Source organism: Pseudoxanthomonas sp. UC19_8, assembly GCF_042700505.1.
Taxonomy (GTDB): domain Bacteria; phylum Pseudomonadota; class Gammaproteobacteria; order Xanthomonadales; family Xanthomonadaceae; genus Pseudoxanthomonas_A; species Pseudoxanthomonas_A winnipegensis.
In genome coordinates this window covers 1346204-1370514 of sequence record NZ_CP170559.1, presented here as the reverse complement: position 1 = coordinate 1370514, position 24311 = coordinate 1346204, and the positions used below count along the sequence as shown (strand labels likewise).

22 protein-coding genes, 1 tRNA gene and 3 pseudogenes are annotated in these 24311 nt (G+C 68.2%); 7 read left to right on the top strand and 19 right to left on the bottom strand.

Annotated elements, in window-relative coordinates; genetic code table 11:
- The first annotated feature begins 27 nt into the window (after positions 1-27).
- The gene (locus tag ACFJIT_RS05880) at positions 28-924 is read left to right on the top strand and encodes a helix-turn-helix domain-containing protein (RefSeq protein WP_379655317.1); all 897 of its coding nucleotides are present in this window, start codon (positions 28-30) and stop codon (positions 922-924) included.
- Between the two features lie 421 nt (positions 925-1345).
- On the opposite strand, the gene ACFJIT_RS05875 is transcribed toward ACFJIT_RS05880, so the two are convergent.
- Positions 1346-1501 (bottom strand): helix-turn-helix domain-containing protein, encoded by a 156-nt coding sequence (locus tag ACFJIT_RS05875; protein WP_379655732.1) that lies wholly within the window; start codon positions 1499-1501, stop codon positions 1346-1348.
- 722 nt (positions 1502-2223) lie between these two features.
- On the opposite strand from ACFJIT_RS05875, the gene ACFJIT_RS05870 reads away from it, so the two are divergent.
- The 4 genes from ACFJIT_RS05870 (at position 2224) to ACFJIT_RS05855 (ending at position 4359) form a co-directional block, all read left to right on the top strand.
- Positions 2224-2361 carry a hypothetical protein gene (locus tag ACFJIT_RS05870; RefSeq protein ID WP_379655316.1) on the top strand — a complete coding sequence of 46 codons (138 nt, stop codon included), beginning with the start codon at positions 2224-2226 and terminating at the stop codon, positions 2359-2361.
- A gap of 91 nt (positions 2362-2452) precedes the next feature.
- Positions 2453-2773, top strand: coding sequence for a helix-turn-helix domain-containing protein (locus tag ACFJIT_RS05865; RefSeq protein ID WP_379655315.1), 321 nt, complete (start codon positions 2453-2455; stop codon positions 2771-2773).
- Positions 2739-3683: a reverse transcriptase family protein gene (locus ACFJIT_RS05860; RefSeq protein ID WP_379655314.1), complete on the top strand. Its 945-nt coding sequence runs from the start codon at positions 2739-2741 to the stop codon at positions 3681-3683. Before ACFJIT_RS05865 ends, ACFJIT_RS05860 begins: the two co-directional genes overlap by 35 nt.
- 16 nt (positions 3684-3699) lie before the next feature.
- Positions 3700-4359 carry a hypothetical protein gene (locus ACFJIT_RS05855; protein WP_379655313.1) on the top strand — a complete coding sequence of 220 codons (660 nt, stop codon included), beginning with the start codon at positions 3700-3702 and terminating at the stop codon, positions 4357-4359.
- 107 nt (positions 4360-4466) lie between these two features.
- Here ACFJIT_RS05855 and ACFJIT_RS05850 read toward each other — a convergent pair.
- The 4 genes from ACFJIT_RS05850 to serS all read right to left on the bottom strand — a co-directional run bounded on the left by ACFJIT_RS05850 (position 4467) and on the right by serS (position 7542).
- Positions 4467-4556 (bottom strand) — tRNA-Ser (locus ACFJIT_RS05850).
- Positions 4557-4664: 108 nt separating this feature from the next.
- The gene (locus ACFJIT_RS05845) at positions 4665-5636 is read right to left on the bottom strand and encodes a LysR substrate-binding domain-containing protein (protein ID WP_165394514.1); all 972 of its coding nucleotides are present in this window, start codon (positions 5634-5636) and stop codon (positions 4665-4667) included.
- Between the two features lie 169 nt (positions 5637-5805).
- Entirely contained in the window at positions 5806-6045 is a 240-nt protein-coding gene (locus ACFJIT_RS05840) for a hypothetical protein (RefSeq protein WP_130522750.1), read from the bottom strand.
- A 216-nt stretch (positions 6046-6261) separates the two neighbouring features.
- Positions 6262-7542 (bottom strand): serine--tRNA ligase, encoded by a 1281-nt coding sequence (gene serS, locus ACFJIT_RS05835; RefSeq protein WP_379655312.1) that lies wholly within the window; start codon positions 7540-7542, stop codon positions 6262-6264.
- A 136-nt stretch (positions 7543-7678) separates the two neighbouring features.
- Here serS and ACFJIT_RS05830 point away from each other — a divergent pair.
- Both ACFJIT_RS05830 and ACFJIT_RS05825 read left to right on the top strand, forming a co-directional pair.
- Positions 7679-8355 (top strand): annotated as a pseudogene (locus ACFJIT_RS05830) (energy transducer TonB).
- Positions 8356-8496: 141 nt separating this feature from the next.
- Entirely contained in the window at positions 8497-9072 is a 576-nt protein-coding gene (locus tag ACFJIT_RS05825; protein WP_379655311.1) for a TonB family protein, read from the top strand.
- 70 nt (positions 9073-9142) lie between these two features.
- On the opposite strand, the gene ACFJIT_RS05820 is transcribed toward ACFJIT_RS05825, so the two are convergent.
- The 14 genes and pseudogenes from ACFJIT_RS05820 to ACFJIT_RS05755 all read right to left on the bottom strand — a co-directional run bounded on the left by ACFJIT_RS05820 (position 9143) and on the right by ACFJIT_RS05755 (position 24279).
- Positions 9143-11017, bottom strand: a complete 1875-nt coding sequence (locus ACFJIT_RS05820; RefSeq protein WP_379655731.1) for a CocE/NonD family hydrolase — start codon at positions 11015-11017, stop codon at positions 9143-9145.
- Positions 11018-11499: 482 nt separating this feature from the next.
- Positions 11500-12765: a glutamate-5-semialdehyde dehydrogenase gene (locus ACFJIT_RS05815; RefSeq protein ID WP_130522755.1), complete on the bottom strand. Its 1266-nt coding sequence runs from the start codon at positions 12763-12765 to the stop codon at positions 11500-11502.
- Positions 12766-12946: 181 nt separating this feature from the next.
- Complete coding sequence (gene proB, locus ACFJIT_RS05810) at positions 12947-14104, bottom strand: glutamate 5-kinase (protein WP_130532112.1); 1158 nt, start codon at positions 14102-14104, stop codon at positions 12947-12949.
- A 148-nt stretch (positions 14105-14252) separates the two neighbouring features.
- Positions 14253-14510, bottom strand: coding sequence for a YciI family protein (locus ACFJIT_RS05805; protein WP_379655310.1), 258 nt, complete (start codon positions 14508-14510; stop codon positions 14253-14255).
- A 174-nt stretch (positions 14511-14684) separates the two neighbouring features.
- The gene (gene argH, locus ACFJIT_RS05800) at positions 14685-15983 is read right to left on the bottom strand and encodes an argininosuccinate lyase (protein ID WP_379655309.1); all 1299 of its coding nucleotides are present in this window, start codon (positions 15981-15983) and stop codon (positions 14685-14687) included.
- 142 nt (positions 15984-16125) lie between these two features.
- A pseudogene (gene argC / locus ACFJIT_RS05795) lies at positions 16126-17080 on the bottom strand (N-acetyl-gamma-glutamyl-phosphate reductase).
- On the bottom strand, positions 17077-17682 hold the full coding sequence (locus ACFJIT_RS05790) for a GNAT family N-acetyltransferase (RefSeq protein WP_379655730.1): 606 nt from the start codon (positions 17680-17682) through the stop codon (positions 17077-17079). The pseudogene argC and the gene ACFJIT_RS05790 overlap by 4 nt, the downstream one beginning before the upstream one ends.
- A gap of 5 nt (positions 17683-17687) precedes the next feature.
- Positions 17688-18953, bottom strand: a complete 1266-nt coding sequence (locus ACFJIT_RS05785; RefSeq protein WP_337053773.1) for an acetylglutamate kinase — start codon at positions 18951-18953, stop codon at positions 17688-17690.
- Positions 18954-19052: 99 nt separating this feature from the next.
- Entirely contained in the window at positions 19053-20147 is a 1095-nt protein-coding gene (locus ACFJIT_RS05780) for an acetylornithine deacetylase (protein ID WP_131659680.1), read from the bottom strand.
- Positions 20148-20215: 68 nt separating this feature from the next.
- Complete coding sequence (locus ACFJIT_RS05775) at positions 20216-20677, bottom strand: GNAT family N-acetyltransferase (RefSeq protein WP_130523050.1); 462 nt, start codon at positions 20675-20677, stop codon at positions 20216-20218.
- Between the two features lie 77 nt (positions 20678-20754).
- Entirely contained in the window at positions 20755-21093 is a 339-nt protein-coding gene (locus ACFJIT_RS05770; protein ID WP_337053582.1) for a nuclear transport factor 2 family protein, read from the bottom strand.
- Between the two features lie 77 nt (positions 21094-21170).
- Positions 21171-22407: pseudogene (locus ACFJIT_RS05765) on the bottom strand (argininosuccinate synthase).
- A gap of 58 nt (positions 22408-22465) precedes the next feature.
- Entirely contained in the window at positions 22466-23497 is a 1032-nt protein-coding gene (locus tag ACFJIT_RS05760) for an N-acetylornithine carbamoyltransferase (RefSeq protein WP_337053583.1), read from the bottom strand.
- Between the two features lie 278 nt (positions 23498-23775).
- Entirely contained in the window at positions 23776-24279 is a 504-nt protein-coding gene (locus tag ACFJIT_RS05755; RefSeq protein ID WP_228257898.1) for a hypothetical protein, read from the bottom strand.
- Positions 24280-24311 lie beyond the last annotated feature (32 nt).

Genomic DNA, 24311 nt, shown 5'->3' with positions numbered 1-24311 from the left:
GCCCTCCTGGCCTGCCAAGGGACCGCCATGACGTCCGACCCGCCCGTGACGCTGCTGCGCAAGCTCCCCGACGACCGCCCCGACCTGCTGCGCGCACGCGGCCAGTGGTCGTCCTGCGCCATGGAGCACTCGCTGATCCCCGCGATCGAGCTGGAGGAGCCGGGCTGGGCCTTCCATCACCTCGCCCTGCCGCTGGGCCCGACGCGGCCGCGCGTGGTCCTGAAGGTGGACAGCGGCCATGAACACGGGCGCGCCCCGCCCGAGACGCTGACCATGATCCAGGCCGGCGTGACCGGATCGGCGCGCTGGGATGCGCCGATGGAATCGGCCTGCCTCTACTTCACCGACGGGGCCATGGCCGGCGCGCTGGGCGTGGCGCACGAAGGCGTCCGCCAGGCGATCCGCAGCCGCTTGCACTATCGCGCGCCCGGCATGGCGCGGCTGCTGCGCGCCCTGCTGGCCGACGCCTCGGCCGGCCAGCCGCACGGCACGCTGATCGGCGACGCCATCTTCCTCGCCGTGGCCGCCCAGTTGGTGCCCCGGGCCTCGCGCCCAGCGCACGCCAGCCGTGGCGGCGAGCCCTGGCGCGTGCGCACGGCCCTGGCCTTCATCCATGCGCACCTGAGCGAGGAACTGGACATCGCGCAGATCGCCGATGCGGCCGCGACCAGCCCCTACTACCTCAACCGCGCCTTCCGCGCCGCGCTCAGCTGCTCGATCTGGCAGTACGTGCTGCGCGCCCGGGCGCAATTCGCGCTTGCCCTGCAGCACGACAGCAACGCGACGCTGGTGCAGGTGGCGGACGCGGCAGGCTTCAGCAGCTATGCCGGCTTCATCGACGCGATCAGGCGCGTCTGCGGCAGAACCCCGGCCCAGGTGCGCCAGGCGATCGGCCCATCGCGCGGAACCGAGGCACTTTCCTGAAGCCAGGCGGCATGCGGGCTGACACAGCCCGGCAAACCGTGCTGACCCCGCGTACACGGAACCGCCGATAGGGTCGATGCGCCCGACCACCCAAGGAACCGATATGCGCCTCGTTCGCTCGTCTGTGTTCATGGCCGCCGCGTGTCTCGCGCTGGCCGCCTGCGCCCCCCACCCCCGCCCCGACGGCCCGCCGCCGCCCCCGCCGCACGCGCACGGCGACCGACAGCCGCCCCCGCCGCCGCCCGAGATGGCACCGCCGCCGCCGGAGGCGCCAACGCCGCCGACGCAGAATCCGTAACGCTGCGGACCGACCCGCCGTGCACCACGCGCGGCGGGTCGGATCAGGCTCGCAAGCCTGTTCATGCGAGGACAAAGCCCTTGGCCGCCAAGGGCTTTGTTATTTCTGCGGCCGCGTCCCAACCTATCGAGCGCGTGCCTCGGCATCGCGATGGAAGCGGCTTCGATAGGTGGCCGGCGGCAGGCCGGTGGCGACACGGAAGTGCTGGCGAAAACTGGTGGCCGTCCCGAAACCGGCGCGCATGGCGATCTCTTCGACCGACAGGCTGGTCTCCTTCAGCAGATCGCTAGGTGGAGTTGACGTGTTGCCGCTGAATCCATTCCACCGGCACGATCTCAGTCCTCACGAAGGCGCCAGCCTCGCCATGAAGCAGGTGGGATTCCGAAAACCAGAGCCGGAGTGCAGCCCCCATCACGGCCCTCGCGAAAACTGCACCCTGAGAATTGCACCCTGACCCCTATTTTGAGACCCCTATTTTGATCATCACCGCGACGACACCCGCTACCGCTGGCGCCACCTCGCGTCCGGGCGGATCGTCACCCGGACCAAGGTCGAAATGCAGGAGGAGTTCGGCCTCAAGGCCGATGTCCTCAACGCACTTGCCGCTGGCTGGAAAAAGATCTCCCGCGGCTTTGCCTTGGAGCCGGAGCCGCGGATGCCGCCCGGGCCGCGGTGGACTTTTCCCAAGCTTATTAAGTGAACAAATACTAAATATATGTTCGCCAACAGCACGACAAAAGCGCGCTGTAGTGGCAGTCTACTTTCGTCGTGACGGGCTGATCGCCCTTGCACGGTGGGGGGCCGTGAGGCCCGCGGGGTGGAAGCCCCACAAGTTCCTGCGGCGTTCCGAGTCGTCGATGTCCGATGTCGAGGGTTGAGGGTCGTGGGATTCAGGTGGCGTCGGCAAGGTCGACGCCAATGGGCTATAGGAGGGCGAAAGCTGGCGCTTCCCCGTCTCGGGTGTAGCAAGGGCTGCATGTGCAGCACACCGAGACAAGATCATGAACGAGCAGCAAGTTGATCGGAAGCACGACAAGCGTCAGCGGTTGGTCGGTTACCTCAAGCGATTCCTGAGGAAGCCTTGGTTCATGCGGTTGGTAATCGGAATCATCTGGAAATTGCTCGATCGTTTCTTTTGATGGACGCCGGCGGCTACGCACGATACGACAAGACCAGCACCCTCCCATAGAACAGCAATCAATACATCAGAGGAGACACTACGGAGGAAACATGTTGAATAGAGCCCTCAAGATCGTCCGCGAGGTTCATCGGATGAAACAGGGCGAGCTTGCCGATTCGTTGGGAATCTCGAAGTCATATCTATCTGAGCTGGAACGAGGCGAGAAGAAAGTGAGCCTCGACGTGTTGAACAAGTATGCAAGCACCTTCGATGTACCTGCATCCACTTTCTTGAGCTTTATGGAAGCCCTCGAAGGTCAGTCCGAAGCCAGGCGCGCGCGTGCCGAGAAACTTCTTAGCGTCCTCGCATGGACTGTAGAGAATGAGCACTCCGAGGATGAAGAAAGTGCCGCGACCAAAAAAGCGAACTGAGCGGTACGATGTCTCGACTTCGCACCTGCATGGTTTGAGTAGCCATTCTCGACTCGCCGAGATTTTGTATTGGGCCGGGACACCGGGCCAGCTCAAGACCTTCAGCCGGCGCGCTGACAATTACAGCCGCTACATGGAAAAGTCGAAGACAGGCAAGGAGCGCTTGATCGAGGCTCCGGCTGCGCGACTCAAGAAGTTTCAGGCTCGGCTTCTTGACCTTCTGAACCGCATCAAGCTGCCCGATTACGTGCATTCCGGTCGCGTTGGCAGCTCATACCTAAGCAATTCCGCCGCGCACTGCGCGGCGAACGGCTGCACGATCACGATGGACATTGAGGGGTTTTACCAGTCGGTGACCCTACAACGGGTCGCGCGATTCTTTGAGGTATGGCTGAAATGTTCGCCCGATGTTTCTCTAACGCTGGCGCACCTACTTTGTTGCGATTGGCACCTTGCTACTGGAAGTCCGGCTAGTCCCCTCGTGTCCTTTTGGGCGTATCGCGAAGTGTTCGATGCAATTGACGACCGGGTGCGCGCTCGTGGCGGCGTGTTCACGCTCTACATCGACGACATGGGAATCACCGGAAACGGATTCGGGCACACCGACGTTCGTTGGGTGAGCCGGCTACTGCTTCGTGCTGGACTCAGAATCAAAGAGACGAAGACGCGCGTATTCCGGGCCGACGGACCAAAGCTCGTCACTGGCCGCGCTATGCGCAACGGCGTCAGCCGGGCCCCCAACAAGCAGCATCGGAAAATGGGCCATGCGCAGGCTCTGCTCGACGCGAATCCGAATGATCCCACATTGCGCGCCAGCGTCGCCGGGCATCGGCGTCACCTCGCGCTGCTAGACGACGACCGGCGGGTACAACACCGCGCGGAGGCCGCGAGAGTGGCAAAACCAAAATAAGAAAGTAGGTGAAATCATGAGTCGGAACAGTCACCAGCGCCGCAAACAAAAGCTGCGCAAGCGGGCGCAGGAACCCAAGCGATTCGATCTCTACAACTCGGCGGACCGTGCGATTGTCATGCGTGATCTCAAGCAGCTCATCGCCAATCTAACTACCCCAGCGGCCCTGAGCGACAAGGTTATGGAGTTCAGCCGGAGACTGAGTGACCAGACGCCGTTCTTCATTGACTGCGAACCGGAACCGTGGAGCCGTCAGAGCTGTTGCGACAGGAATGTTATGGAATTCGCCAAGATTCATGGTGGGGAGCCTGTTTTCGGGTTCCGCCTTTGGTCAAACGGCGACGTCTACATCGAAGCTGAAAGACACGCCATTTGGAAAAACGGCGACGCCATTCGCGATGTCTCGTTTGTAGACACCGGAGAGACGCGCATCCTTTTCCTGCCTGACTCCGAGAGCGTCACAGGAGGATTTGGAGCGGCGTCCCAGAAGATTCGCTATGCCTTCACTGCGCGCGACCGCCAGCTCCTCGCAGTGTTCAAGCACATGGAGGCCGCGGTGCCCCATGAGCAGATGACAAGTGATGAATCGTGGGAAGTCATGCCGTCCTATGAGGAATGGCAATCGGGCAAGCGCATGCCCAACATCATCCCGACCGTGCGAACGAGGGTCTCTTGAAGAAAAGCCGCCCTCGCGGGCGGCTTTATGAAGGAAGCTGCATCAGTAGGGTAAGCGGCGAGGGAAGTTTCGGAGCCGTGGATACTTTCCACAAATTAAGCAGTGTATGGCGGAGAGAGTGGGATTCGAACCCACGGAAGGTTTAACCCTTCGCCGGTTTTCAAGACCGGTGCCTTAAACCGCTCGGCCATCTCTCCGGGTGCGTGTCGGGGCCTGGCCCGACAGCAGAACGCCCGGCGCGGTGGCCGGGCGTCGCATTCTCGCATGGGCCGCGGGCGCAGGTGTAGCCGCGCGCGGCGTGCGGGTCAGGAGGCCTTGCGCAGGCCCAGTTCGACCAGGCGCTCGGTGCACTTGCCGCCGCAGTCCAGGCGCGACTCCTCAATCTGCTGCGGCAGGTGTTCGGCCAGGTAGTCGATGAACACGCGCACGGCCGGCAGCAGGCCGCGGCGCGAGGCGAACACCGCGTGGCAGATGCCCTGCGGCAGCGACCATTCCGGCAGCACCACTTCCAGCTCGCCGCTGCGCACCGCGTCGGCGCAGACGGTCTCGGGCAGCATGGTGATGCCGTAGCCGTCCTTGGCCAGCGCCTTGAGCAGGGGAAAGTCGAAGCCGGCCAGGCGCGGCTGCAGCTCGATCTTGCGCACCTCGCCGTTGGGGCCGTGCAGCTCCCAGCGCTGGCGCGCCTCGTCCTCGCTCATCGACATGGTCACGTGCTGGGCCAGGTCTTCCGGCGCCTGCGGGCGGCCGGCGCGCTGCAGGTACTTGGGGCTGGCCACCAGCAGTTCCTGGATCTGGCCGAAGCTGCGCATCACCAGGCTGCCGTCGTCGTCGAGCTTGGCGCGCACGCGCAGGGCCACGTCGTAGCCCTCGTTGATGATGTCCACGCGGCGGTTGTTGACGTGCAGCTGCAGGCGCACCTTGGGGTACTTGTCCAGGAAGGCCGGCAGGATCTTGGGCAGCTGCATCTGCGCCACCGCCACCGGCACGCTGACGCGGACCACGCCGCGCGGCTCGGCCGAGAGGCGGTCGACCACCTCGCGGGCGGCCTGGGCCTCGGCCAGCATGGTCTGGGCGTGGCGGTGCACGCTCATGCCCACGTCGGTGACCGCGAAGCGGCGCGTGGAGCGCTGCAGCAGGCGCACGCCCATGTCGGTCTCCAGTTGGCTGATGCGCCGGCTCAGACGCGACTTGGGGATGCCGAGCGCGCGCTCGGCGGCGGCGAAACCGCCATGGTCGACGACCATGGCGAAGTAGTAGAGGTCGTTGAGGTCCTGCATGGCGCCATCCCGAATCTGGAACGATTCAGGGTATTTAACACCCGTATGTTTGCCCATGCAACGAAAACGGACCAAATGGGGTGGGATTCTTCACCCCGTCGGTGGGCCAATCGGCCCCTGCCCCAGGGCCACGCGCCCGCCAGGCGCGACGCGTGGCCTTCGGCTGGCGTCAGTTGCTGGTGCTGGTGGACGCGGGCGCGGGCGTGGCGGCGGGCGCGGCGGCGTCCTTGGCCCAGGTGCCCTTGGCCGCGGTGCACTGCTTGTGGGTCTTGCTGGTGTCGGTGCTGCCGTCGGCGAGCTTGCAGTGATGGGTCTGCGCGGTGCCGGTGTGGGTCTTGGCGAAGGCGGTGGTGCCCAGCGCCAGGGCGGCGCCGAGGGTCGCGATCTGCAGCAGCTGCTTGGTGTTCATGACAATGACCTTCCGATTGAGGACGAATGCGCCGGCGGCGAGGCGCCCGGATCGAGCGCGGCCGAGGACGCCCGCGCTTGATAATCCTGTCGGAAATGTCAGGCAAGCCCGCGCGCGGCTGGCGCTTGCCGGGGGTTCACACGTGGCGGCGCTGACACAGCTTGGCGCGCGGCCGCACATGGCGGCGCGCACGCGGACACGGCCGCCGCTGCGGGCTCAGGCGATGCGTTCCAGGCCGCCCATGTACGGGCGCAGGGCCTGCGGCACGTCGATGCTGCCGTCGGCGTTCTGGTAGTTCTCCATCACCGCGATCAGGCAGCGGCCGATGGCCACGCCCGAGCCGTTGAGCGTGTGCACGCTCTCCGGCTTGCCGGTGGCCGGGTTGCGCCAGCGCGCCTGCATGCGGCGCGCCTGGAAGGCCTCGCAGTTGGAGACCGAGGAGATCTCGCGGTAGGTGTCCTGCGAGGGCAGCCAGACTTCCAGATCGTAGGTCTTGGACGCCGAGAAGCCCATGTCGCCCGAGCACAGCAGCATGCGCCGGTACGGCAGGCCCAGGCTCTCCAGCACCACCTCGGCGCAGCGGGTCATGCGCTCGTGTTCCTCGTCGCTGTCCTGCGGGCGGGCGATGGCGACCAGCTCGACCTTCTCGAACTGGTGCTGGCGGATCATGCCGCGCACGTCGCGACCGCCGCTGCCGGCCTCGGAGCGGAAGCACAGCGAATGGGCGGTCATGCGCATCGGCAGCGCGGCGTCCTCGACGATGCTGTCGCGCACGATGTTGGTCAGCGAGATCTCGGCGGTGGAGATCAGGTAGCGACGGTGCTCGCCCAGTTGGGTGGCGAACATGTCTTCCTCGAACTTGGGCAGCTGACCGGTGCCGATCAGGCTCTCGGCGTTGACGATCACCGGGACATTGGTCTCCTGGTAGCCGTGCGCGCCGGTGTGCAGGTCCAGCATGAACTGCGCCAGCGCCCGGTGCAGGCGCGCGATCGGCCCGCGCAGCACGGTGAAGCGCGCCCCAGACAGCTTGGCCGCGGTGTCGCCGTCGAGCCAGCCGTTGCGCGCGCCCAGTTCCACATGGTCCTTGACCGCAAAGTCGAACGCGCGCGGCGTGCCCCAGCGATGCTGCTCGACATTGCCCGACTCGTCGCTGCCCGGCGGCACGCTGGCCTGCGGCAGGTTGGGGATGCCCAGCGCGACGGCCTCGATCTGCGCGCGCAGCTGGTCCAGTTCGACCTCGGAGGCCTTGAGCTCTTCGCCGAAGCCGGCGACCTCGGCCATCAGCGGGGCGACGTCCTCGCCCTTGGCCTTGGCCTGGCCGATCGCCTTGGAGCGGGTGTTGCGTAGGTTCTGCAGCTCCTGCGTGCGCACCTGCAGCTGCTTGCGGCGCGCCTCCAGGGATTCCAGCGCGGACACGTCCAGCTCGAAGCCGCGCGTGAGGCGCAGGCGTTGGGCGAGTTCGGCGGGCTGGGTGCGGAGCAGTGCGGGATCGAGCATCGTGGCAGTCGTGCGGCGGTGAGCGGGAAAGGCGTGGATTATCGCCTTTTCCACAGCGCCACGCCCGCCGCCAGCCAGCGTGCAGTCGGGAGCGCGCGGCCGGCCTGTGCAAGAATCGCGGCCTGCTCCTCACGCCCTGCCCGCACCATGTCCACCTCCCGCGATCGTGCCTTCACCTTCCGCCTGCCGCACAAGGCGCTGTGGATCGCCCTGGGGGCGTTCGTGGCCGGGCTGCTGCTGTTCGGCATCGTGTGGCTGTCCAACCGGGGCGATGCGAGCTTCTATTCGGTCCAGCCGGCCGACCAGAGCGGCACCGAGGCGGCCACCGCGCCGCTGCCCGAGCCGGCGGCCGCCAATCAGGGCGCCAGCGGCATGCAGGCGCCATCGGCCGACGCGCAGGCGCAGGCCGACGCGGGCACCAGCGGCGCCAGCGCGTTCCCGGCGCCAGTCGTGGAGGACGCCCCTGCCCGCTCCAGCGGCGAGACTGCCCCGCCCGTCGCCTCCGCGCCGGCCGCCCCCGCGCCGCCGCAGAACCGCGCCACGCCCCTGCCGATCGATGGCCAGAGCCCGCCGCCCACCTATCCGCCGTCCGCGCTGCGCAAGGGCGAGACCGGCACGGTGATGGTGCGCATCCAGGTCGATGCGCAGGGCAATCCCGGCGGCGTGGCGCTGATCCGGCGCAGCGGCTCGCGCGATCTGGACCGCGCGGCGATGGAGGCGGTGCGCAAGTGGAAGTTCCAGCCGGCCATCGACGATGGTCAGCCGGTGGCGGGCGCGGTGGACATTCCGGTGGAGTTCAACCTGGAGCGCTGAGCGCCCACCACACGCGTTTCGCATCGCTGAACCGTGCAGGTGCAGCATGGCCTGCCTTTACCGGCCTCTCACGTGTGAGCAACGAATGGCTGCAGACACTCCCCTACGCGCCGCCAACGGCGCCTAGCAAGGAGTCCTGACATGTCGCAGACCCAGACCGAATTCAATGCCCAGGCCCAGCGCGACGCACACGCCGACGCGCGGCCGGATGGGCGGCGCCCTGGGGCGCGCCCGCTGCTGTGGTTGCTGCTGCTGGTCGTGCTGGCCGCGGGCGCGTGGTGGCTGAGCGGCGATCGCCGCGCCGAGATGGCCCCGCCGACCGACGGCACGATGCCTGCCACGCAGCCGACCGCCGACTCCGCAACTGCCGATCGTCCGAATCAGCCGGTGGTCGCCAAGCGCAGCGAGCCCGCCCGCACCGCGTCGGCCAAGAAGGTCGCGCCGGATCGCGCCCCGGCCCTGCTGGCCAGCAATGCGCAGCCGAAGTATCCGCCGTCGGCGCTGCGCGCCGGTGAGGGCGGCACGGTGCTGCTCAACGTGCAGGTGGACGCGCGCGGCGAGCCCTCGCAGATCACCATCGCCCAGCGCAGCGGCAACCGCGACCTGGACCGCGCCGCGCTGAGGGCCGCCAGCGACTGGCGCTTCAGCCCGGCCATGCGCGATGGCAAGGCCGTGGCCCAGCTGGTGCGTGTGCCGGTAGAGTTCTCGCCGCAGTAAGGCAGGCGCCGGCGTCAGCGCTTCAACCAAGACCCGCAGGCGCTCGCCGCCTGCGGGTTTTTCGTACGCCCTACTTCACCGGCAGGCTGATGAAGCTCGGCTGCTGCGGCGTATGCCACACGCGCTGGGTGGCCTTCTGGTAGTCGCCCGGCTTGGCGAAGAAGATGTTATCCACGTACGTCTGCGGGTTGCGGTCGTACAGCGGGAACAGCGTGGACTGCACCTGCACCATGATCCGGTGGCCCTTGCCGAAGGTGTGGTTGGCGTTGGGCAGGTCGAAGTCGTAGGCCAGCGCCTGGTTGGGCGTGATCGCCTTGGGATGCTCGAAGCTCTCGCGATAGCGGCCGCGGAAGATGGTCAGGCCCACCGGCAGCTCGTAGCCGCCCATCTTCGGATTGGAGGCCACCTCGTCGGGCTGCACGTCGATCAGCTTGACCACCCAGTCGCTGTCGCTACCGCTGGTGGAGGCCTGCAGGTTGACCTGCGGGCGGCCGGCGATGGTCAGCGGCTCGGTCAGCGGCTCGGAGACATAGGTCAGCACGTCCGGGCGGCCGTCGACGAAGCGCTGGTCCTGCACCAGCCAGGTGGTCCACATCTGGCGATCGGAGAAGTCCACCGGGCGCGGCACGAACGGCACCGGCTTGGCCGGGTCGGACACGTACTCGTCGTACTGCGCGCCGTCCGCGGCCGGCGCCTGGAAGCCCAGCTTGCCGCCGGCCAACAGGTACAGCGCCTTGGGCTTGGCCTTGCAGCCCTGCTCGCACACTTGCGGCCAGGCCTTGTAGCGGTCCCAGTGGTTGGCGCCGGTGTCGTAGATCAGCACCGGCGGGGTGTCGGCCTTGGGCGCGCCGTCCTTGAGGTACTGGTTGAAGAACGGCAGCAGCACGTCGCGGCGGAACTGCAGCGCGGTGTCGCCATCCCACTGCAGCGCGCCCAGGCTGCTGCCGTCGTAGTTGACCTGGCTGTGGCGCCACGGGCCCATCACCAGGTAGTTCTTGTCGTTGCCGGTGTCGCGCGCCTCCATGGCCTCGTAGCTGTGGTTGGCGCCCCACATGTCCTCCTGGTCCCACAGGCCCTGCAGCCACATGGTCGGCACCTTGATCGGGGTCCTGGCCATGACCTTGTCCAGCGCCTGCTCCTGCCAGAAGGCATCGTAGGCCGGGTGCTCGGTCAGCTTGTGCCACCACGGCAGCTGGTCCAGGCCGGCGGCCTTGGCGTAGTCGCCGGCCGAGCCGGCGCGCAGGAAGTTGCTGTAGTCGTCGAAGCCCTCGCGCGCGATCGCGCTGCCCTTGCCGCGCTTGCTCAGCTGGCCGGTGAAGTAGTCGAAGTTGACCTGGCGGAACGCGCCGTAGCTGAACCAGTCGTCGCCCATCCAGCCATCGACCATCGGGCTCATCGGGTTGGCCACCTTCAGCGCCGGATGCGGGTTGGTCAGCGCCATGACCACGGTGAAGCCCTCGTAGGACGAGCCGAGCATGCCGACCTTGCCGTTGGACTCGTGCACGTTCTTGACCAGCCAGTCGATGGTGTCCCAGGCGTCGGTGGCGTGATCCACGGCGGTGTCGTTGAGCGGACCGCGCAGCGGCCGGGTCATCACGTAGTCGCCTTCCGAGCCGTACTTGCCGCGCACGTCCTGGATCACGCGGATGTAGCCGGCATCGACGAACACCTCATCGCCCTGCCCCAGCAAATCGCGCATATGCGGCGAGTCCAGGCGCGAGGTGCGGCCATCGGCGTTGTACGGCGTGCGCGTCAGCAGGATCGGCGCGTTGTGGGCGCCCTTGGGGATGACGATGACGGTGTGCAGCTTGACCCCGTCGCGCATGGGGATTTCCACGACGCGCTTGATGTAGTCGTTGGCCGCGTCCGGTGCGACGAAGGGCTTGCCGGTGATGTCCGGCGTCATGGGCGAGGTCTGGGCCAGCGCGGGCAGCGCGGCGGCCATGAGCAGGGACAGCAGGGTCGGACGCAACGCGGCGATGCGCATCGTGGGGCTCCAGGCGGGGTGACTGAACGGACAGTCTATGGGCGCGCCACCCACAGGGCACCGTGACTGATGGCATACGGCAACCCGCTTCACGGTTGGCTTCCCCCTGTAGAGCGGAGCTTTCTCAGCTGGGGCCTTTCCCACGAACCGTCCGCTGGGCCTTTCCCGCAAAACGAACGAAGAGCAGCGGAGCGAGCTCCGCTCTACAGGCAGGCCGCTGCGGGATTTCGGAAACAGTTGCTGCCCCTTGTAGAGCGGAGCTTGCTCGCTGCGCTTTGGCCGCATCCTCGGCAAGCCTCAGCGGAGCAAGCTCCGCTCTACAGGGAGGCTGCGACTCGATCTGAGGGACAGTTGCTCTCCCCAAATCCCGCACTCAGCTGCCGACCTGGGTGCTGAGGGCCGGCGCGTCGGAACGGTCTCGGTGCGGATGCCTGACGACTTCAGTCGATCGCGATCGGGACCCGCGTCTGCCCTTCGCCCTGCACCACGAAGCGCTCCACCGTCAGCGCTTCCAGCCCCATCGGGCCGTAGGAATGCAGGCGCGTAGTCGAGATGCCGATCTCGGCGCCCAGGCCCAGCTCGCCGCCATCGGAGAAGCGCGAGGACGCGTTGACCATCACCACCGCCGCGCGCAGCGCCGCCACGAAGGCGGTCGCATGCGCCTCATCGCCGGTGGCGATGACCTCGGTGTGGTCCGAGCCGTAGTGGCGGATATGGGCGATGGCCGGCTCCAGCCCGTCGACCACGCGCACGGCCAGCACCAGGTCGAGGAATTCGGCGGCGTAGTCCTCGTCCGAGGCCGGCTTGGCCTCGGCGACCAGGATGCGCGTGGCCTCGTCGCCGCGCAGCTCCACCCCGCGCGCGAGCAGCGCCTTGGCCGCGGCGGGCAGGAAGGCGTCGGCGATGTCGCGGTGGACCAGCAGGGTCTCCAGCGCATTGCAGGCGCTGGGGCGCGAGACCTTGCCGTCCACCAGCAGCTTCAGCGCCAGGTCCAGGTCCGCGCTGTCGTCCACGAACAGATGGCACACGCCCTTGTAGTGCTTGATCACCGGCACGCGCGCGTGCTCGGCGACGAAGCGGATCAGGCCCTCGCCGCCGCGCGGGATGGCCAGGTCGACGATGTCGCTCAGCTGCAGCAGCGCCAGCATGGTCTCGCGGCGCAGGTCGGTGACCAGGGTCAGCGCGGCGGCCGGCACGTGCGCGGCCTCCAGCGCGGCCTGCAGCACGGTGGCGATGGCGGTGTTGGAGTGGATGGCCTCCGAGCCGCCGCGCAGGATCACGCCGTTGCCGGCCTTGATGCACAGCGCGGCCGCGTCGGCGGTGACGTTGGGGCGGGCCTCGTAGATCATCGCGATCACGCCCAGCGGCACGCGCACCTTGCTGACGCGGATGCCGTTGGGGCGCGTATCGGTGCGGGTGACCTGGCCGACCGGATCGGGCAGCGCGGCCACCTCGCGCACCGCGGCGGCGATGCCGGCGATGCGCTCGGGGTTGAGCGTGAGGCGGTCGAGCATGGCGCTGCCGACGCCCTTGGCGCGCGCCGCGTCCAGGTCCTTGGCGTTGGCCTCCAGGATCTCCGGCGCGTGGTCCAGCAGGCCCTGGGCCATGGCCTCCAGCAGCGCGGCCTTGTCCGCGCTGGACAGCTGCGCCAGCACCTGGGCGGCGTCGCGGCAGGCCAGCGCCTGGGTCTTGATGTCGTCGGTCATGGCAGGGACTCAACTCGAATGAAGAGGGTTCTGGTGGAGGCCACCATTGGACGGGCGCCTCCCCCTGTAGAGCGGAGCTTGCTCCGCTGCGCTTCGTTCGGTTCGTGGGGAATGCCCCAGCGGAGCAAGCTCCGCTCTACAGGGAGGCCACGATGCGAGCGGAAGAGACAACAAACAGGGGTCACAGCAGCACCAGGTCGTCGCGGTGGATCACGTTCTCGCCATAGCTATACCCCAGCACGGCCTCGATGTCGCGCGAGTGCCGGCGGGCGATGCGGCGGATGTCGGCGGCCGAATACTGGGCGATGCCGCGCGCCAGCCGGCGCTGGCCGTCCTCGCCGCGCAGCTGCACCTCGACCATGTCGCCGCGGCGGAAGTCGCCCTCGGCGCCGATCACGCCGCCGGGCAGCAGCGAGGCGCCGCGTTCGACCAGGGCGCCGGCCGCGCCGGCATCGACCAGGATCGCGCCGGGTTCGACCGGGGCGTGCCGCAGCCAGCCCTTGCGCGCCGCGATGCGCGTCTGCGCCGCATGCAGGCGCGTGCCGCGCAGGCGGTCCTGGGCCAGCCCGCGCACGACCTCGGCGCTGCGGCCGTTGAACAGGTAAGTCTCAACGCCCGCCGCGCCGGCCTTGGCCGCCGCTTCCAGCTTGGTGCGCATGCCGCCGGTGCCGACGCTGCTGCCGCTGCCGCCGGCCATGGCGAACACCTCCGGCGTCAGCGCCGTGACTTCGTCCAGCGGGCGCGCGGCCGGGTTGCTGCGCGGGTCGGCGGTGTACAGGCCGTCGATGTCGGTGGCGATGAACAAGGCGTCGGCATCGACCAGCGCGGCCACCACCGCGGCCAGGTTGTCGTTGTCGCCGAGCTTGAGCTCGTCGATGGAGACGGTGTCGTTCTCGTTCACCACCGGCAACGTGCCCAGCGCCAGCAGCTCCAGCAGCGTGGCGCGGGCATTGAGGTAGCGGCGGCGGTTGCGCAGGTCGTCATGGGTCAGCAGCACCTGCGCCACCGGCCGCTCGAAGAAGCGCTGCCACAGCCCGATCAGCTGCGCCTGTCCCAGCGCGGCCAGCGCCTGGCGCGCGGCGATGCCGGCCCCGGCCTCGGCCGCCTTCGGCACGATCGCGCGCCCGGCGGCGACCGCGCCGGAGGACACGATCACGACCTCGCGCCCGGCCAGCACGTTGGCCGAGACGAACTGCGCCAGCCCCAGCGCGAACTTCGGCGACAGGCCACCCCCGTCGGCGGCCAGCAGGCTGCTGCCCACCTTGAGCACCGCGCGACGCCACGGCGGCAGCAGCTGCTCGGTGAACGCGGTGGCGGTGGTCGTGGCGGCGTCGTTCATGGGGGTTCGGGGATGGAAAGGGCTGGAGCGCGTGGTGTGGATTGTGCGAAGGGTGCGAAGCCGGCGGCGCTCGCCCTATCGTCATTCCCGCTTTCGCGGGAATGACGGATTTTGTTGGCTGTTCGCATCCCAGGATCCATACGAAGCGCTAGGGCGTATTCCACTCGTACACGGTCAGCTCGGAGGCGTCGCGCAGCGCCAGCGGGTCGGTGGCGACCAGGGCCCTGGCCTGCTCCAGGCTGTCGAGGTTCTTCAGGATGTAGGCGCCGCCGCTGCCGTCGCTGAAGCCGCCGGCCATGTGCAGCTGCCCTTCGACCTTGAGATTGATCAGCCAGTCCTTGTGCGGGCCGACCACGTCGGCGGGAAAGTCGGCCTTGCGGATGGCCATCACCAGATACAGCTTCATCGATGCATCTCCTGCTTGTCGTTGCGTGGCCGAGCGCGATGGGTGCGCTGCGAAAGCCACTGGATCCCCGCCTGCGCGGGGATGACGCCCTTCGTGATCGGCGCGCGATCCAGTCGTCGGATCGTGTCGCGACCACCAAACGCCGCCCTGTTCTTCAGGAAAGGCGGCGGCCCTTCAAACGCGCAGCGCCTCCCAGCGCTGGCGCAGCACCTCCAGCTGCAGGTCCGCCGCCGCGCCGGGCGAGACGCGCGCGGCCAGGCTGCCTTCGGGCGTGCGGCCCTGCCCGGCCGTGTCGGCGCTGGCCGCGGCGGCCTTGTAGGCCTCGCGGAACGGCACGCCGGCCACGGCGGCTTCCACCGCCACGTCGGTGGCGTACATGCCCGAATCGATCGCGGCGCGGATGCGGTCCTGCCGCCATTCCAGATTGGCCAGCAGCGCCGGCAGCAGCTCCAGCGCGGCCAGGCCGCGGCCGAAGCCGTGGAAGATCGCGCCCTTGGAGGCCTGCAGGTCGCGGTGGTAGCCCGACGGCAGCGACAGCAGCTGCTCGATCTCGGTGCGGGCCGCGGCGACGCTGGCGTGGGTGGCGCGCATCAGCTCGATCACGTCCGGGTTGCGCTTGTTGGGCATGATCGAGCTGCCGGTGGTGTACTGCGCCGGCAGCGCGACGAAGCCGAACTCGCCGCTGGTGAACAGCGACAGGTCCCAGGCGATGCGGCGCAGGTCCAGCGTGGCGCTGCCCAGGGCCTCCAGCGCGGCAAGTTCGAACTTGCCGCGCGAGAGCTGCGCGTAGATCGGCGAGACCTGCAGGCGGGCGAAGCCCAGCGCGGCGGTGGTATGGGCGCGATCCAGCGGCAGGTTGACACCGTAGCCGGCGGCGGTGCCCAGCGGGTTGGCGTCGATCAGCTTCAGCGTATCGGCCGCGCGCACCGCATCGTCGATGAAGGCCTCGGCCCAGCCCGCCCACCACATGCCCGCCGAGGACACCACGGCGCGCTGGATGTGGGTATAGCCGGGGATCGGCAGGCTTTGTTCGGCCTGCGCGCGCTCCAGGGCGACGCCGGCGATCTGCCGGCTCAGCTGCGCCAGCGCGCCGAGCTTGTCCTTCAGCCACAGGCGCGTGGCGACCAGGATCTGGTCGTTGCGGCTGCGGCCGGTGTGGATGCGGCGGCCGGCATCGCCCAGGCGCTCGGTCAGGCGCGCCTCGATGGCCGAGTGCCCGTCCTCGTACTGCGCATCCAGCACGAAGGCGCCGCTGCGGAAATCGTCGGCCAGGACGGCCAGCTCGCGCCTCAGGCCGGCCAGCTCGGCTTCGGACAGGATGCCGATGTGCTGCAGGCCCTCGGCATGCGCGGTGCTGGCGGCGATGTCGTGAAGAAAGAATTCGCGGTCCAGGATGACGTCGTCGCCGGCCAGGAAGGTCTGGATCTTGGCATCGACGGCCACGCCGGGTTTCTGCCACAACAGGTCTGCCATCGGTCTTGCTCCTGCGAAGGCGGCGGTCAAGCCGACCTTGGATTGGGTGTTGGCGCTTGGCCCTTGTAGAGCGGAGCTTGCTCCGCTGGGGCTTCACCGGGAGAAGCAGCGGAGCAAGCTCCGCTCTACAAACAATTCGGTCTCAGTGCGGGATCGCGGTGAGCTCGGGCAGGCCGAGCGCCAGGTTGAGGTTCTGCATCGCCTCGGGTGGCCGCGCCCTTGAGCAGGTTGTCCAAGGTGGACACCACCACCACGCGCTTGCCGCCCGGCGCCAGGGTGAAGCCGCCGATCTGCACGCCATGCCGGCCCGCGATGCGGCTGACCCAGGGCGCGTCGTCGACGACGTCGATCAGCGGCTCGCCGGCGTAGCGCGCCTGGTAGCGGGCCTTGATCGCCTCGCGTGTCATCGGCTGCTGCAGCCACAGGTTGACCGTCATGGTGATGCCGCGGAAGTGCGGCGCCACATGCGGCATGAACTCCACCGGCACGCCCAGATGCGCGGACACCTCGCGCTCGTGCATGTGGTCGGTCAGCGAGTACGGCATCAGGTTGTCGGCCAGCAGCGCCGGGTTGTTCTTGTCCGACGGCGTGGTGCCGGCACCGGAGTAGCCGGACACGCCGAAGCACTGCGGCGGCCCGGCCAGCTGGTCCAGCAGCGGCGCGATCGCCAGCTGCATCGCCGTGGCGTAGCAGCCCGGATTGCTGATGTGCTTCTGCCCGGCGTAGGCGCCGCGGGTCAGCTCGGGCAGGCCGTAGTACCAGCTCGGCTCGAAGCGGTAGTCGGCCGACAGGTCGACTAGCACCGTCTCGGGGCGCGCGGCGGCGACCGCGTCGGCATAGGCCTGCGCCTTGCCGTTGGGCAGCGCCAGGATCACCGCGTCGGCGCCCTTGGCGGCGACCGCGTCGGCGTCCAGGTTCTCGAAGCGCAGTTCGCCGGCGTACGCAGCGTTGTGCTCGCGCACCGGCTGGCCGTCCAGCTCGCGCGAGGACACGAAGACCAGGCGCAGCTGCGGATGGGCGGCGATCAGCTTGATCAGCTCGGTGCCGGTGTGGCCGCGGGCGCCGACGATGCCGACGGTGAAAACAGGGGAAGTCATGCGTGTTTGTCCAGCTGGAACTGCAGATGAGCCCTGACCGCGGGCCATTCGCGGTCGAGGATGGAGAAGATCACCGTATCGCGCAGGGTGCCGTCGGCATGGCGCCTGTGGTTGCGCAGCACGCCGTCCTGGCGCGCGCCCAGCCGCGCGATGGCCGCGCGCGAGGCATGGTTGAACCAGCTGGTCTCGAACACCACCGAGGCACAGCCCAGCACATCGAACGCATGCCCCAGCAGCAGCTGCTTGGCCTGCGTGTTCAGGCCGGTGCGCTGCGCGCGCGGCGCATACCAGGTGTAGCCGATGCTCAGCCGCGGCACGCCCGGCTCCAGATCGTAGAAGCGCGTGCTGCCGGCGACCTTGCCCTGGGCGTCCAGCACGGCGAAGCACAGCATCGCCCCGCGCGCCTGCTGTTCCAGCGCGTCGGCGATATAGCCGTCCACCGCCTCGACCTTGGGCACGCCGGTGTACCACAGCGCCGGCAGCACGCCATCGGCCACGATCGCGCGCAGGCCCTCGGCATGCGCGCCCGACAGCGGCTCCAGCACGACGTGTTCGCCGCGCAGGGTCGGCACGGTCCGCCAGGGGTTGGCTGCGGTCTGCATCATCGTCAGCCCTCCAGTGTCGGCCGGCGCGTGGCGCAGTGGGCCACGCAGCGCTGGATCTGGGCGAAGTCGTCCATGCCGTACCAGAACACCTTCCACTTCTGCTGCTTGAAGCAGCCGTCGGACTCGGCGTAGTAGAAGATGTTGACCTGGTTGTTGTGGCGCGAGCGCCAGAACAGCTGCGGGGTCTCCTCGCGCATCACGTTCCACACCGCACGGCCCAGGCCCTCGCCCTGCGCATCGTCGGACACGGCGAACTTGTCCAGGTAGACCATGCCCTCGCCTTCGGTGAGCAGGATGGCGGTGCGGTAGTTCTCGCTGACGTAGGCGCGCAGCAGCGGCGTGTTCCGGTAGTAGTCGGGCACCAGCTTGCGGCCGAAGCTGGACTCGATCAGCGCGGTCAGCCGCGGCAGGTCCAGTTCGTCCCAGCCGGTGGCCTTGAGCACACGCTCGCCGCGGCGCACCAGGGTGCCCGACCCCTTGTGGGTGAACAGCTCCTTGGCCAGGTCCGCCGGCCGGGTGATCGACACCGAGGACTCCAGCGGCAGCTTGTCCAGCAGGTCCTTGATCTGCTCGATCTTGACCTTCATGCCGCCATGGATCCACGGCTGCTGGATCAGGTGGTCGTACTCGGTGGACAGGTTGATCGAATCGATCACCTTGCCCTGCTCGTCCAGCAGCCCGCCGGTGCCGGTGAGGAAGATGATTTTGTAAGGCTGCAGTTCGCGCACCAGCTCGTTGGCGGCGAAGTCGGCGTTGATGTTGAGGATCTGGCCCGACGGGGTCTCGCCCAGGCTGGTGATCACCGGGATCGAGCCGGCCTGCAGGCTGGCCTCGATGGGCGCCAGGTTCACCGCCTTGACCTCACCCACCAGCCCGTAGGTGGCCTGATCCAGGTAATCGGCCTCGAACACGCCGCCGGTGATGGAGGTCGCCCGCGCGCCGGCGGCCTGCAGCGCCTCGACCAGCTTGAGGTTGGAGGACTGGAACACGCGGCGCACGATCGCCAGGCCTTGCGGCGAGGTCACGCGCAGGCCGTTGATGGTGTGCTTCTCGATGCCGGCGGCGGCCAGCTCGGCGTCCAGCTGCGGGCCGGCGCCGTGCAGCACGATCGGGGTCAGGCCGACCTCCTGCAGGAAGGTCAGCGAGGAGGTCAGGTCGTCCAGCTCGTCGCGCAGGACGGCGCCGCCGACCTTCACCACCGCGAAGCGCTTGGCGTCCAGCTGCGAGAAGCGCTTGAGGTACTGGCTGATCTCCTTCGCGCTGGCCATGCTGGAGAGCAGGCGCACGATGGTCTGGCGGGTCTGGGCGTTGGCGACGGGGATGTTCACGGTGTGCGCAAGTCTGGAAAGGAGGGGGAAGACGCGGCGTTAGCGGCCGTTGATGATGCGATCGACGGATTGCACGTAGCGCTCGAGCTGCTCCAGCGTCACGAACTCGTCGGCGGTGTGCGCCTGGGCGATGTCGCCCGGCCCGAAGACCAGCGCGGTGTAGCCGCCGGCGGAGAACAACGAGGCCTCGGTCCAGAAGTCCACCGCGTTGCCGATCGGCAGGCCGAGTTCGTCGGCGACATCGCGTGCGGCCAGGCGACGTTCCTCCGCGCGGGCGATATCGCCGGAGGGCAGGCTCGGGCCGCGGAAGGTTTCCTCGAAGTGCGCCGCGGCCGGCTCGGCGAAGCCGGCGAAGGTGGCCAGCAGGTCGTCGATGTCCATCGAGGGCAGCGGCCGGAAGCCGAAGCGCAGCTCGGCGCTCGGCGCGATCATGTTGGCCTTGATGCCGCCCTCGACCCGGCCGATGTTGAAGCGCAGGCCGGTCAGCCCGCCGAAGCGAGCGTGGGCCAGCGACTCGACATGGTCCAGCGCCCTGCCGCCCCAGCGCATGGCCTGGTGCAGCGCGCTGGCCGAGGGATCCTGCTTGCCCGAGGCATGGCCGGCGCGGCCGCTGAACTTCATCAGCACCGAGCTGATGCCGCGATGGGCCAGCACCGCCTCGCCCATGGTCGGCTCGGCCACCAGCACCGCCTCGTAGGGCAGCTGGCGGGCCAGGAACGCGGCGATGCAGCGCGGGTCGTTGGCCTCCTCGTCGGAGGAGAACAGGAAGGCCGCGTCGCCGTCGCCGGCATTGGCCGCGGCGACCAGCGCGGCCGCCGCGCCCTTGATGTCGCACACGCCCAGACCGATCACGCGATCGGACTGGCGCCGCATCACGTGCGGATCGGCACTCCAGTGCGGCGAATCCGGCACCGTGTCCAGATGCACGTTGAACAGGTACTTCGGCGTCCCGCGCACGGCGTAGAAGCTGATCGCGCCGGCGCCGTGATCGATCACCTCGACCTTGAAGCCCGGCAGCTGCTGGCGCAGGTAGTCGAAGATGCCGCCGGTGGTCAGCGCACGCGGCGGGTTGCGGGTGTCGAAGGACACCAGCTTCTCCAGATGCGTCAGCGTGGTTTCGAGCAGGGTCGTCATGGGGCGGGCAGTAAGTGATGGGACGAGAAGTGAGGAGTGAGCGGGGCCGCGCGGCCCTGCCCTTCGGCTCAAGGTGAGGGTGCGGCGAGCTGCGCGGCGTTGCGGCTGTAGAGCTCCATGTCCAGCTTCTCCATCAGCCGGTCCGGCCGGGCGGCCGGCTGGAAGCCGAACTGCGCGTACAGGCCGTGCGCATCCCAGGTGGCCAGCATGAAGCGGCGCAGGTCCTGCAGCCGCGGATGGGCCATGACGGCCTGCATCAGCTGCTTGCTGTAGCCCTTGCCGCGCTGGTCTTCCAGCACGAACACATCGGCCAGGTAGGCGAAGGTGGCGCCGTCGGTGATGACCCGCGCGAACGCCACCTGCCCTGCCCCGTCCACATAGCCGCCGAAGCACAGCGACCCGTCGATGGCGCGCTGCACGGTGTCGCGCGGGATGTCCCGGCTCCAGTAGGCCTCGGACGAGAGGAAGCGGTGGATCAGCGCCACGTCCAGTTCCTGCTTGTCGGTGCTGATGCGCAATGGGGACTGCATGGTGTCGGGATCCTTCATGGAACGCATCGGGCGCATGGACTCGGCTGCCACATGCGTGGGGATCAGGCCGGCGCCGCTCACGTGGCGTAGAACCAGGCCGTACGGATCAGGCTGTCCTCGACCTCGAACACCGCCATGGTCTCCTGCGCCTGCGCACCGAGTCCGTGGATCCGCTCGTGATCGAACACCATCCGGCCCAGCACCGTTCGCGACAGCAGCTCCGCCCGCAAGGCCGGGTTGTTGAAGCGATGTTCGGCATAGAACGCGGCGAGCGCGTCCTTGCCCCGCAGCGCGGGCGATACGGCCGGCATCCGGTAGGACGTGAAGTCCTCGGCGAAGCAGGCAAGGAAGGCGGTCAGGTCGCGGCGGTTGTAGGCTTCGAACTGCCGCGCGACCGGATCGATCACGGCGGACATGGCGGTAGGGTCCAGGTGGAATGCGGACGATCCATCCACGGATGACCGGACCGAAGCCCGGCCACCCGCGGCGCGACTCAGGGGTTGACCTGCGCGTACAGCGTCGAGCTCATGCCGAACAGCTTGATGAAGCCTTCGGCCTCCTCCACGCCCCAGTCGGCCGACTGCGCATAGGTCGCGCCCTTGGCGTTGAGGATGTGCGGGGACTTGACCGCCACGGCCTCGACCCGGCCGCCGTCGGTGCGCAGCACCACCTCGCCGTTGACCTTGGCCTGCGAGGACTTCAGGAAGGCCTCGATGTCGGTCTTGAGCGGGTCGTGGTAGAAGCCTTCGTACACCAGCTCGACCCACTTGCGCGCCACTTCCGGCTTGAAGCGGTTCTGCTGCTTGGTCAGCACGGCATCCTCCAGCGCGCGGTGCGCGGCCAGCAGCGACACCAGGCCCGGCGCCTCGAACACGATGCGGCCCTTCAGTCCGATCACGGTGTCGCCGGTGTACACGCCGCGGCCCACGCCGTAGGGGGCGAAGAGCTTGTTGAGCTTGGCCAGGATCTTCTCGCCGGCCAGCTTTTCGCCATCCAGCGCGACGGCCTCGCCTTCGACGAAGGTCAGGGTCACCGACAGCGGCGCCTGCGGCCACTCGGCGCGCGGCGCGCACCAGCCGCGCGCGCCCTCGCCCGGGGCTTCCCAGCGATCGATCTCGCCGCCGGACATGGTCAAGCCGAGCAGGTTCTCGTTGATGGTGTAGGCCTGCTGCTTGGCGCGCACGCCGAAGCCGCGCTCCTCCAGATACTTCTGCTCGTAGGCGCGGGTCTGGGTGTGCTCCTTCTGGATCTCGCGGATCGGGGCGACGATCTCGTAATCGCCCAGCGCCTTGACCGCCAGGTCGAAGCGCACCCTGGTCGTTGCCCATGCCGGTGCAGCCGTGCGCGATCGCCTTGGTGCCCAGCTCGGCGGCGCGCTTGAGCGCGGCATCGACGATCAGGTAGCGGTCGGAGACCAGCAGCGGGTACTGGCCCTGATAGCCCTCGCCGGCCCAGACGAAGGGCTTGACGAAGCCGTTCCAGATCGCCGGGCCGCCATCGACGGTGACGTGGCTGGCCGCGCCCAGCTCGGCGGCGCGCTTCTCGATGAAATCGCGCTCCTGCGCATCCACGCCGCCGGTATCGGCGAACACGGTGTGCACGGCATAGCCCTTCTCCTGCAGATAGGGAATGCAGAAGCTGGTGTCCAGGCCGCCGGAGAAGGCGAGGACGATGTCCTTGAGGCCGGGAGTGGGGACTGGGGAATCGGGAATGGGAGAAGCGGTGCTCATGGCGATTTCCTTGATGGCACGTAAAAGTGGGGGTAAAGGCTGTTGCTACGACGATTCTCTATTCCCGATTCCCGATTCCCGCTTGCGAAGCAAGCGCGGCCATGATCGCCTTCTGCACATGCAGCCGGTTCTCGGCCTCGTTGATGGCGATGCACTGGGGCGAGTCCATGACCGCGTCGGTGGCCTTGACGTTGCGGCGCAGCGGCAGGCAGTGCGAGAACACGCCATTGTTGGTCAGGGCCATCTTGGCCTCGTCCACGATGAAGTGCTTGTACGCATCGCGGATCGGCTTCTCCGGGCCCCAGTTGCCGAAGTACGGCAGCGCGCCCCAGCTCTTGGCGTAGACCACATCGGCGCCGGCATAGGCGCTTTCGATGTCGTGGCTGACCTGCAGCGAGCCGCCGCTCTCGGCGACGTTGGCCTCTGCCCAGCCCATGTAGCGCCGGTCCAGCACGTACTCGGGCGTCGGGCACAGCAGGGTCACGTCCATGCCCATGCGCGTGGCGATGGTCAGGGCCGAGTTGGCCACCGCGGTGTTGAGCGGCTTGGGGTGGTAGGTCCAGGTCAGCACGTACTTCTTGCCGCGCAGGTCGCTGGTGCCGAAGTGCTCCTGCAGCGCCATGATGTGCGCCAGCTCCTGGCATGGATGGGTGATGGTCTCCATGTTGATCACCGGCACCGGGCTGTACTTGGCGAAGCTCTTCAGCACCCGGTCCTCGCGGTCGGTGGCCCAGTCGACGAACTTCGGGAACGCGCGCACGGCCACCAGGTCGGCATAGCGGCCCAGCACCTGGGCGACCTCGGCGATGTGCTCCTCGGCCTCGCCGTCCATCACCTTGCCGAAGTCGAACTCGATCGGCCACGCGTCCTTGCCCGGCTGCAGCACCACGGCATGGCCGCCCAGCTGGAAGGTGCCCAGCTCGAAGCTGGTGCGCGTGCGCATGGACGGGTTGAAGAACACCAGCGCCACCGACTTGCCCTTCAGCTCGTTGCCCAGCTTGTTGCGTTTGAACAGCGCGGCCTGGGTCAGCAGGGCGTCCAGCTCCGGACGGCTCCAGTCCTGCGTGTTCAAGAAGTGCTTCAGCGGCATCGGATCATCCTTTGCGAGAGGTCGGGGCGCGGGGCGCGCGGTTGCGGTTGAAACCTTGGCGTCATGGAAAAACGAAAAAACCCAGCCTGTGGGCTGGGTTTTTCCGGTGTGCAGGACAAGACCTCCGGGGACCCAGCTAGTGTGCGGATTCCGGTCGGCGAGCACGCGAAGTCATGCCCGAGGCCATCCGGGCGGCGCTTGCGTACAGGTGCGAAGAGGTCTTCATCGGGCGCGCATCCTCGCACGCGCCATGCTGCGGCGCAAGGCCGCCGCGGCACTCAAGGATTGCCGGCGCGCTGCTGGCCCGGCGCATACGGCGTGACCGAGACGCGGATGCGCAGCCGGTTGCCCGGATCCTCGGGCAGGCGCGAGCGGTACTTGGTGCCCTTGTAGACGTAGTCGACGTCGTAGGCGATCGGCCGCCGGAACTCGCGCTCGACGGTGACCATGCGGCAGTTCTGCCCGGTGGTGGGCGGCTTGGCCGGGGCCTCCTCGGGCTTGGCGTTCTTCTCGTCGCTGCTGAAGACCCCCTTGACCGAATCAACCAGGCGCGCGATGCGCCCCTCCGCCTTGGGCGCGTCATCGGCCTCACCGGCCGCCGGAGGGTCGCACTGCGGCTCGCTGCGGGTGGCGCGCAGGGTCTGGTAGACCGGTTCGACCGACAGGACCTGAGCGTAGTCGATGCGCACGTTCTCCACCGGCACGACGGCGACCTGCTGCGCGGCCACCGGGAGGCATACGGACAGGCACGCGATCAGGAGGGCACGGGAAGCTGGAGGCATGCAGCGCGGGGGAGATGAGCGAGCAACGACTC

Excerpts from the sequence above, each read along its gene's own strand:
- ACFJIT_RS05760 (WP_337053583.1), bottom strand. The coding sequence starts at position 23,497 with ATGCCGCTGAAGCACTTCTTGAACACGCAGGACTGGAGCCGTCCGGAG.
- ACFJIT_RS05755 (WP_228257898.1), bottom strand. The coding sequence starts at position 24,279 with ATGCCTCCAGCTTCCCGTGCCCTCCTGATCGCGTGCCTGTCCGTATGC.
- ACFJIT_RS05780 (WP_131659680.1), bottom strand. The coding sequence starts at position 20,147 with ATGACGACCCTGCTCGAAACCACGCTGACGCATCTGGAGAAGCTGGTG.
- proB (WP_130532112.1), bottom strand. The coding sequence starts at position 14,104 with ATGAACGACGCCGCCACGACCACCGCCACCGCGTTCACCGAGCAGCTG.
- ACFJIT_RS05825 (WP_379655311.1), top strand. The coding sequence starts at position 8,497 with ATGTCGCAGACCCAGACCGAATTCAATGCCCAGGCCCAGCGCGACGCA.
- ACFJIT_RS05855 (WP_379655313.1), top strand. The coding sequence starts at position 3,700 with ATGAGTCGGAACAGTCACCAGCGCCGCAAACAAAAGCTGCGCAAGCGG.
- ACFJIT_RS05865 (WP_379655315.1), top strand. The coding sequence starts at position 2,453 with ATGTTGAATAGAGCCCTCAAGATCGTCCGCGAGGTTCATCGGATGAAA.
- ACFJIT_RS05860 (WP_379655314.1), top strand. The coding sequence starts at position 2,739 with ATGAAGAAAGTGCCGCGACCAAAAAAGCGAACTGAGCGGTACGATGTC.
- ACFJIT_RS05820 (WP_379655731.1), bottom strand. The coding sequence starts at position 11,017 with ATGGCCGCCGCGCTGCCCGCGCTGGCCCAGACCTCGCCCATGACGCCG.
- ACFJIT_RS05880 (WP_379655317.1), top strand. The coding sequence starts at position 28 with ATGACGTCCGACCCGCCCGTGACGCTGCTGCGCAAGCTCCCCGACGAC.
- ACFJIT_RS05790 (WP_379655730.1), bottom strand. The coding sequence starts at position 17,682 with ATGCAGACCGCAGCCAACCCCTGGCGGACCGTGCCGACCCTGCGCGGC.
- ACFJIT_RS05845 (WP_165394514.1), bottom strand. The coding sequence starts at position 5,636 with ATGCAGGACCTCAACGACCTCTACTACTTCGCCATGGTCGTCGACCAT.
- ACFJIT_RS05785 (WP_337053773.1), bottom strand. The coding sequence starts at position 18,953 with ATGGCCAGCGCGAAGGAGATCAGCCAGTACCTCAAGCGCTTCTCGCAG.
- ACFJIT_RS05870 (WP_379655316.1), top strand. The coding sequence starts at position 2,224 with ATGAACGAGCAGCAAGTTGATCGGAAGCACGACAAGCGTCAGCGGTTG.
- ACFJIT_RS05775 (WP_130523050.1), bottom strand. The coding sequence starts at position 20,677 with ATGCAGTCCCCATTGCGCATCAGCACCGACAAGCAGGAACTGGACGTG.
- ACFJIT_RS05805 (WP_379655310.1), bottom strand. The coding sequence starts at position 14,510 with ATGAAGCTGTATCTGGTGATGGCCATCCGCAAGGCCGACTTTCCCGCC.
- ACFJIT_RS05815 (WP_130522755.1), bottom strand. The coding sequence starts at position 12,765 with ATGACCGACGACATCAAGACCCAGGCGCTGGCCTGCCGCGACGCCGCC.
- ACFJIT_RS05770 (WP_337053582.1), bottom strand. The coding sequence starts at position 21,093 with ATGTCCGCCGTGATCGATCCGGTCGCGCGGCAGTTCGAAGCCTACAAC.
- argH (WP_379655309.1), bottom strand. The coding sequence starts at position 15,983 with ATGGCAGACCTGTTGTGGCAGAAACCCGGCGTGGCCGTCGATGCCAAG.
- ACFJIT_RS05840 (WP_130522750.1), bottom strand. The coding sequence starts at position 6,045 with ATGAACACCAAGCAGCTGCTGCAGATCGCGACCCTCGGCGCCGCCCTG.
- serS (WP_379655312.1), bottom strand. The coding sequence starts at position 7,542 with ATGCTCGATCCCGCACTGCTCCGCACCCAGCCCGCCGAACTCGCCCAA.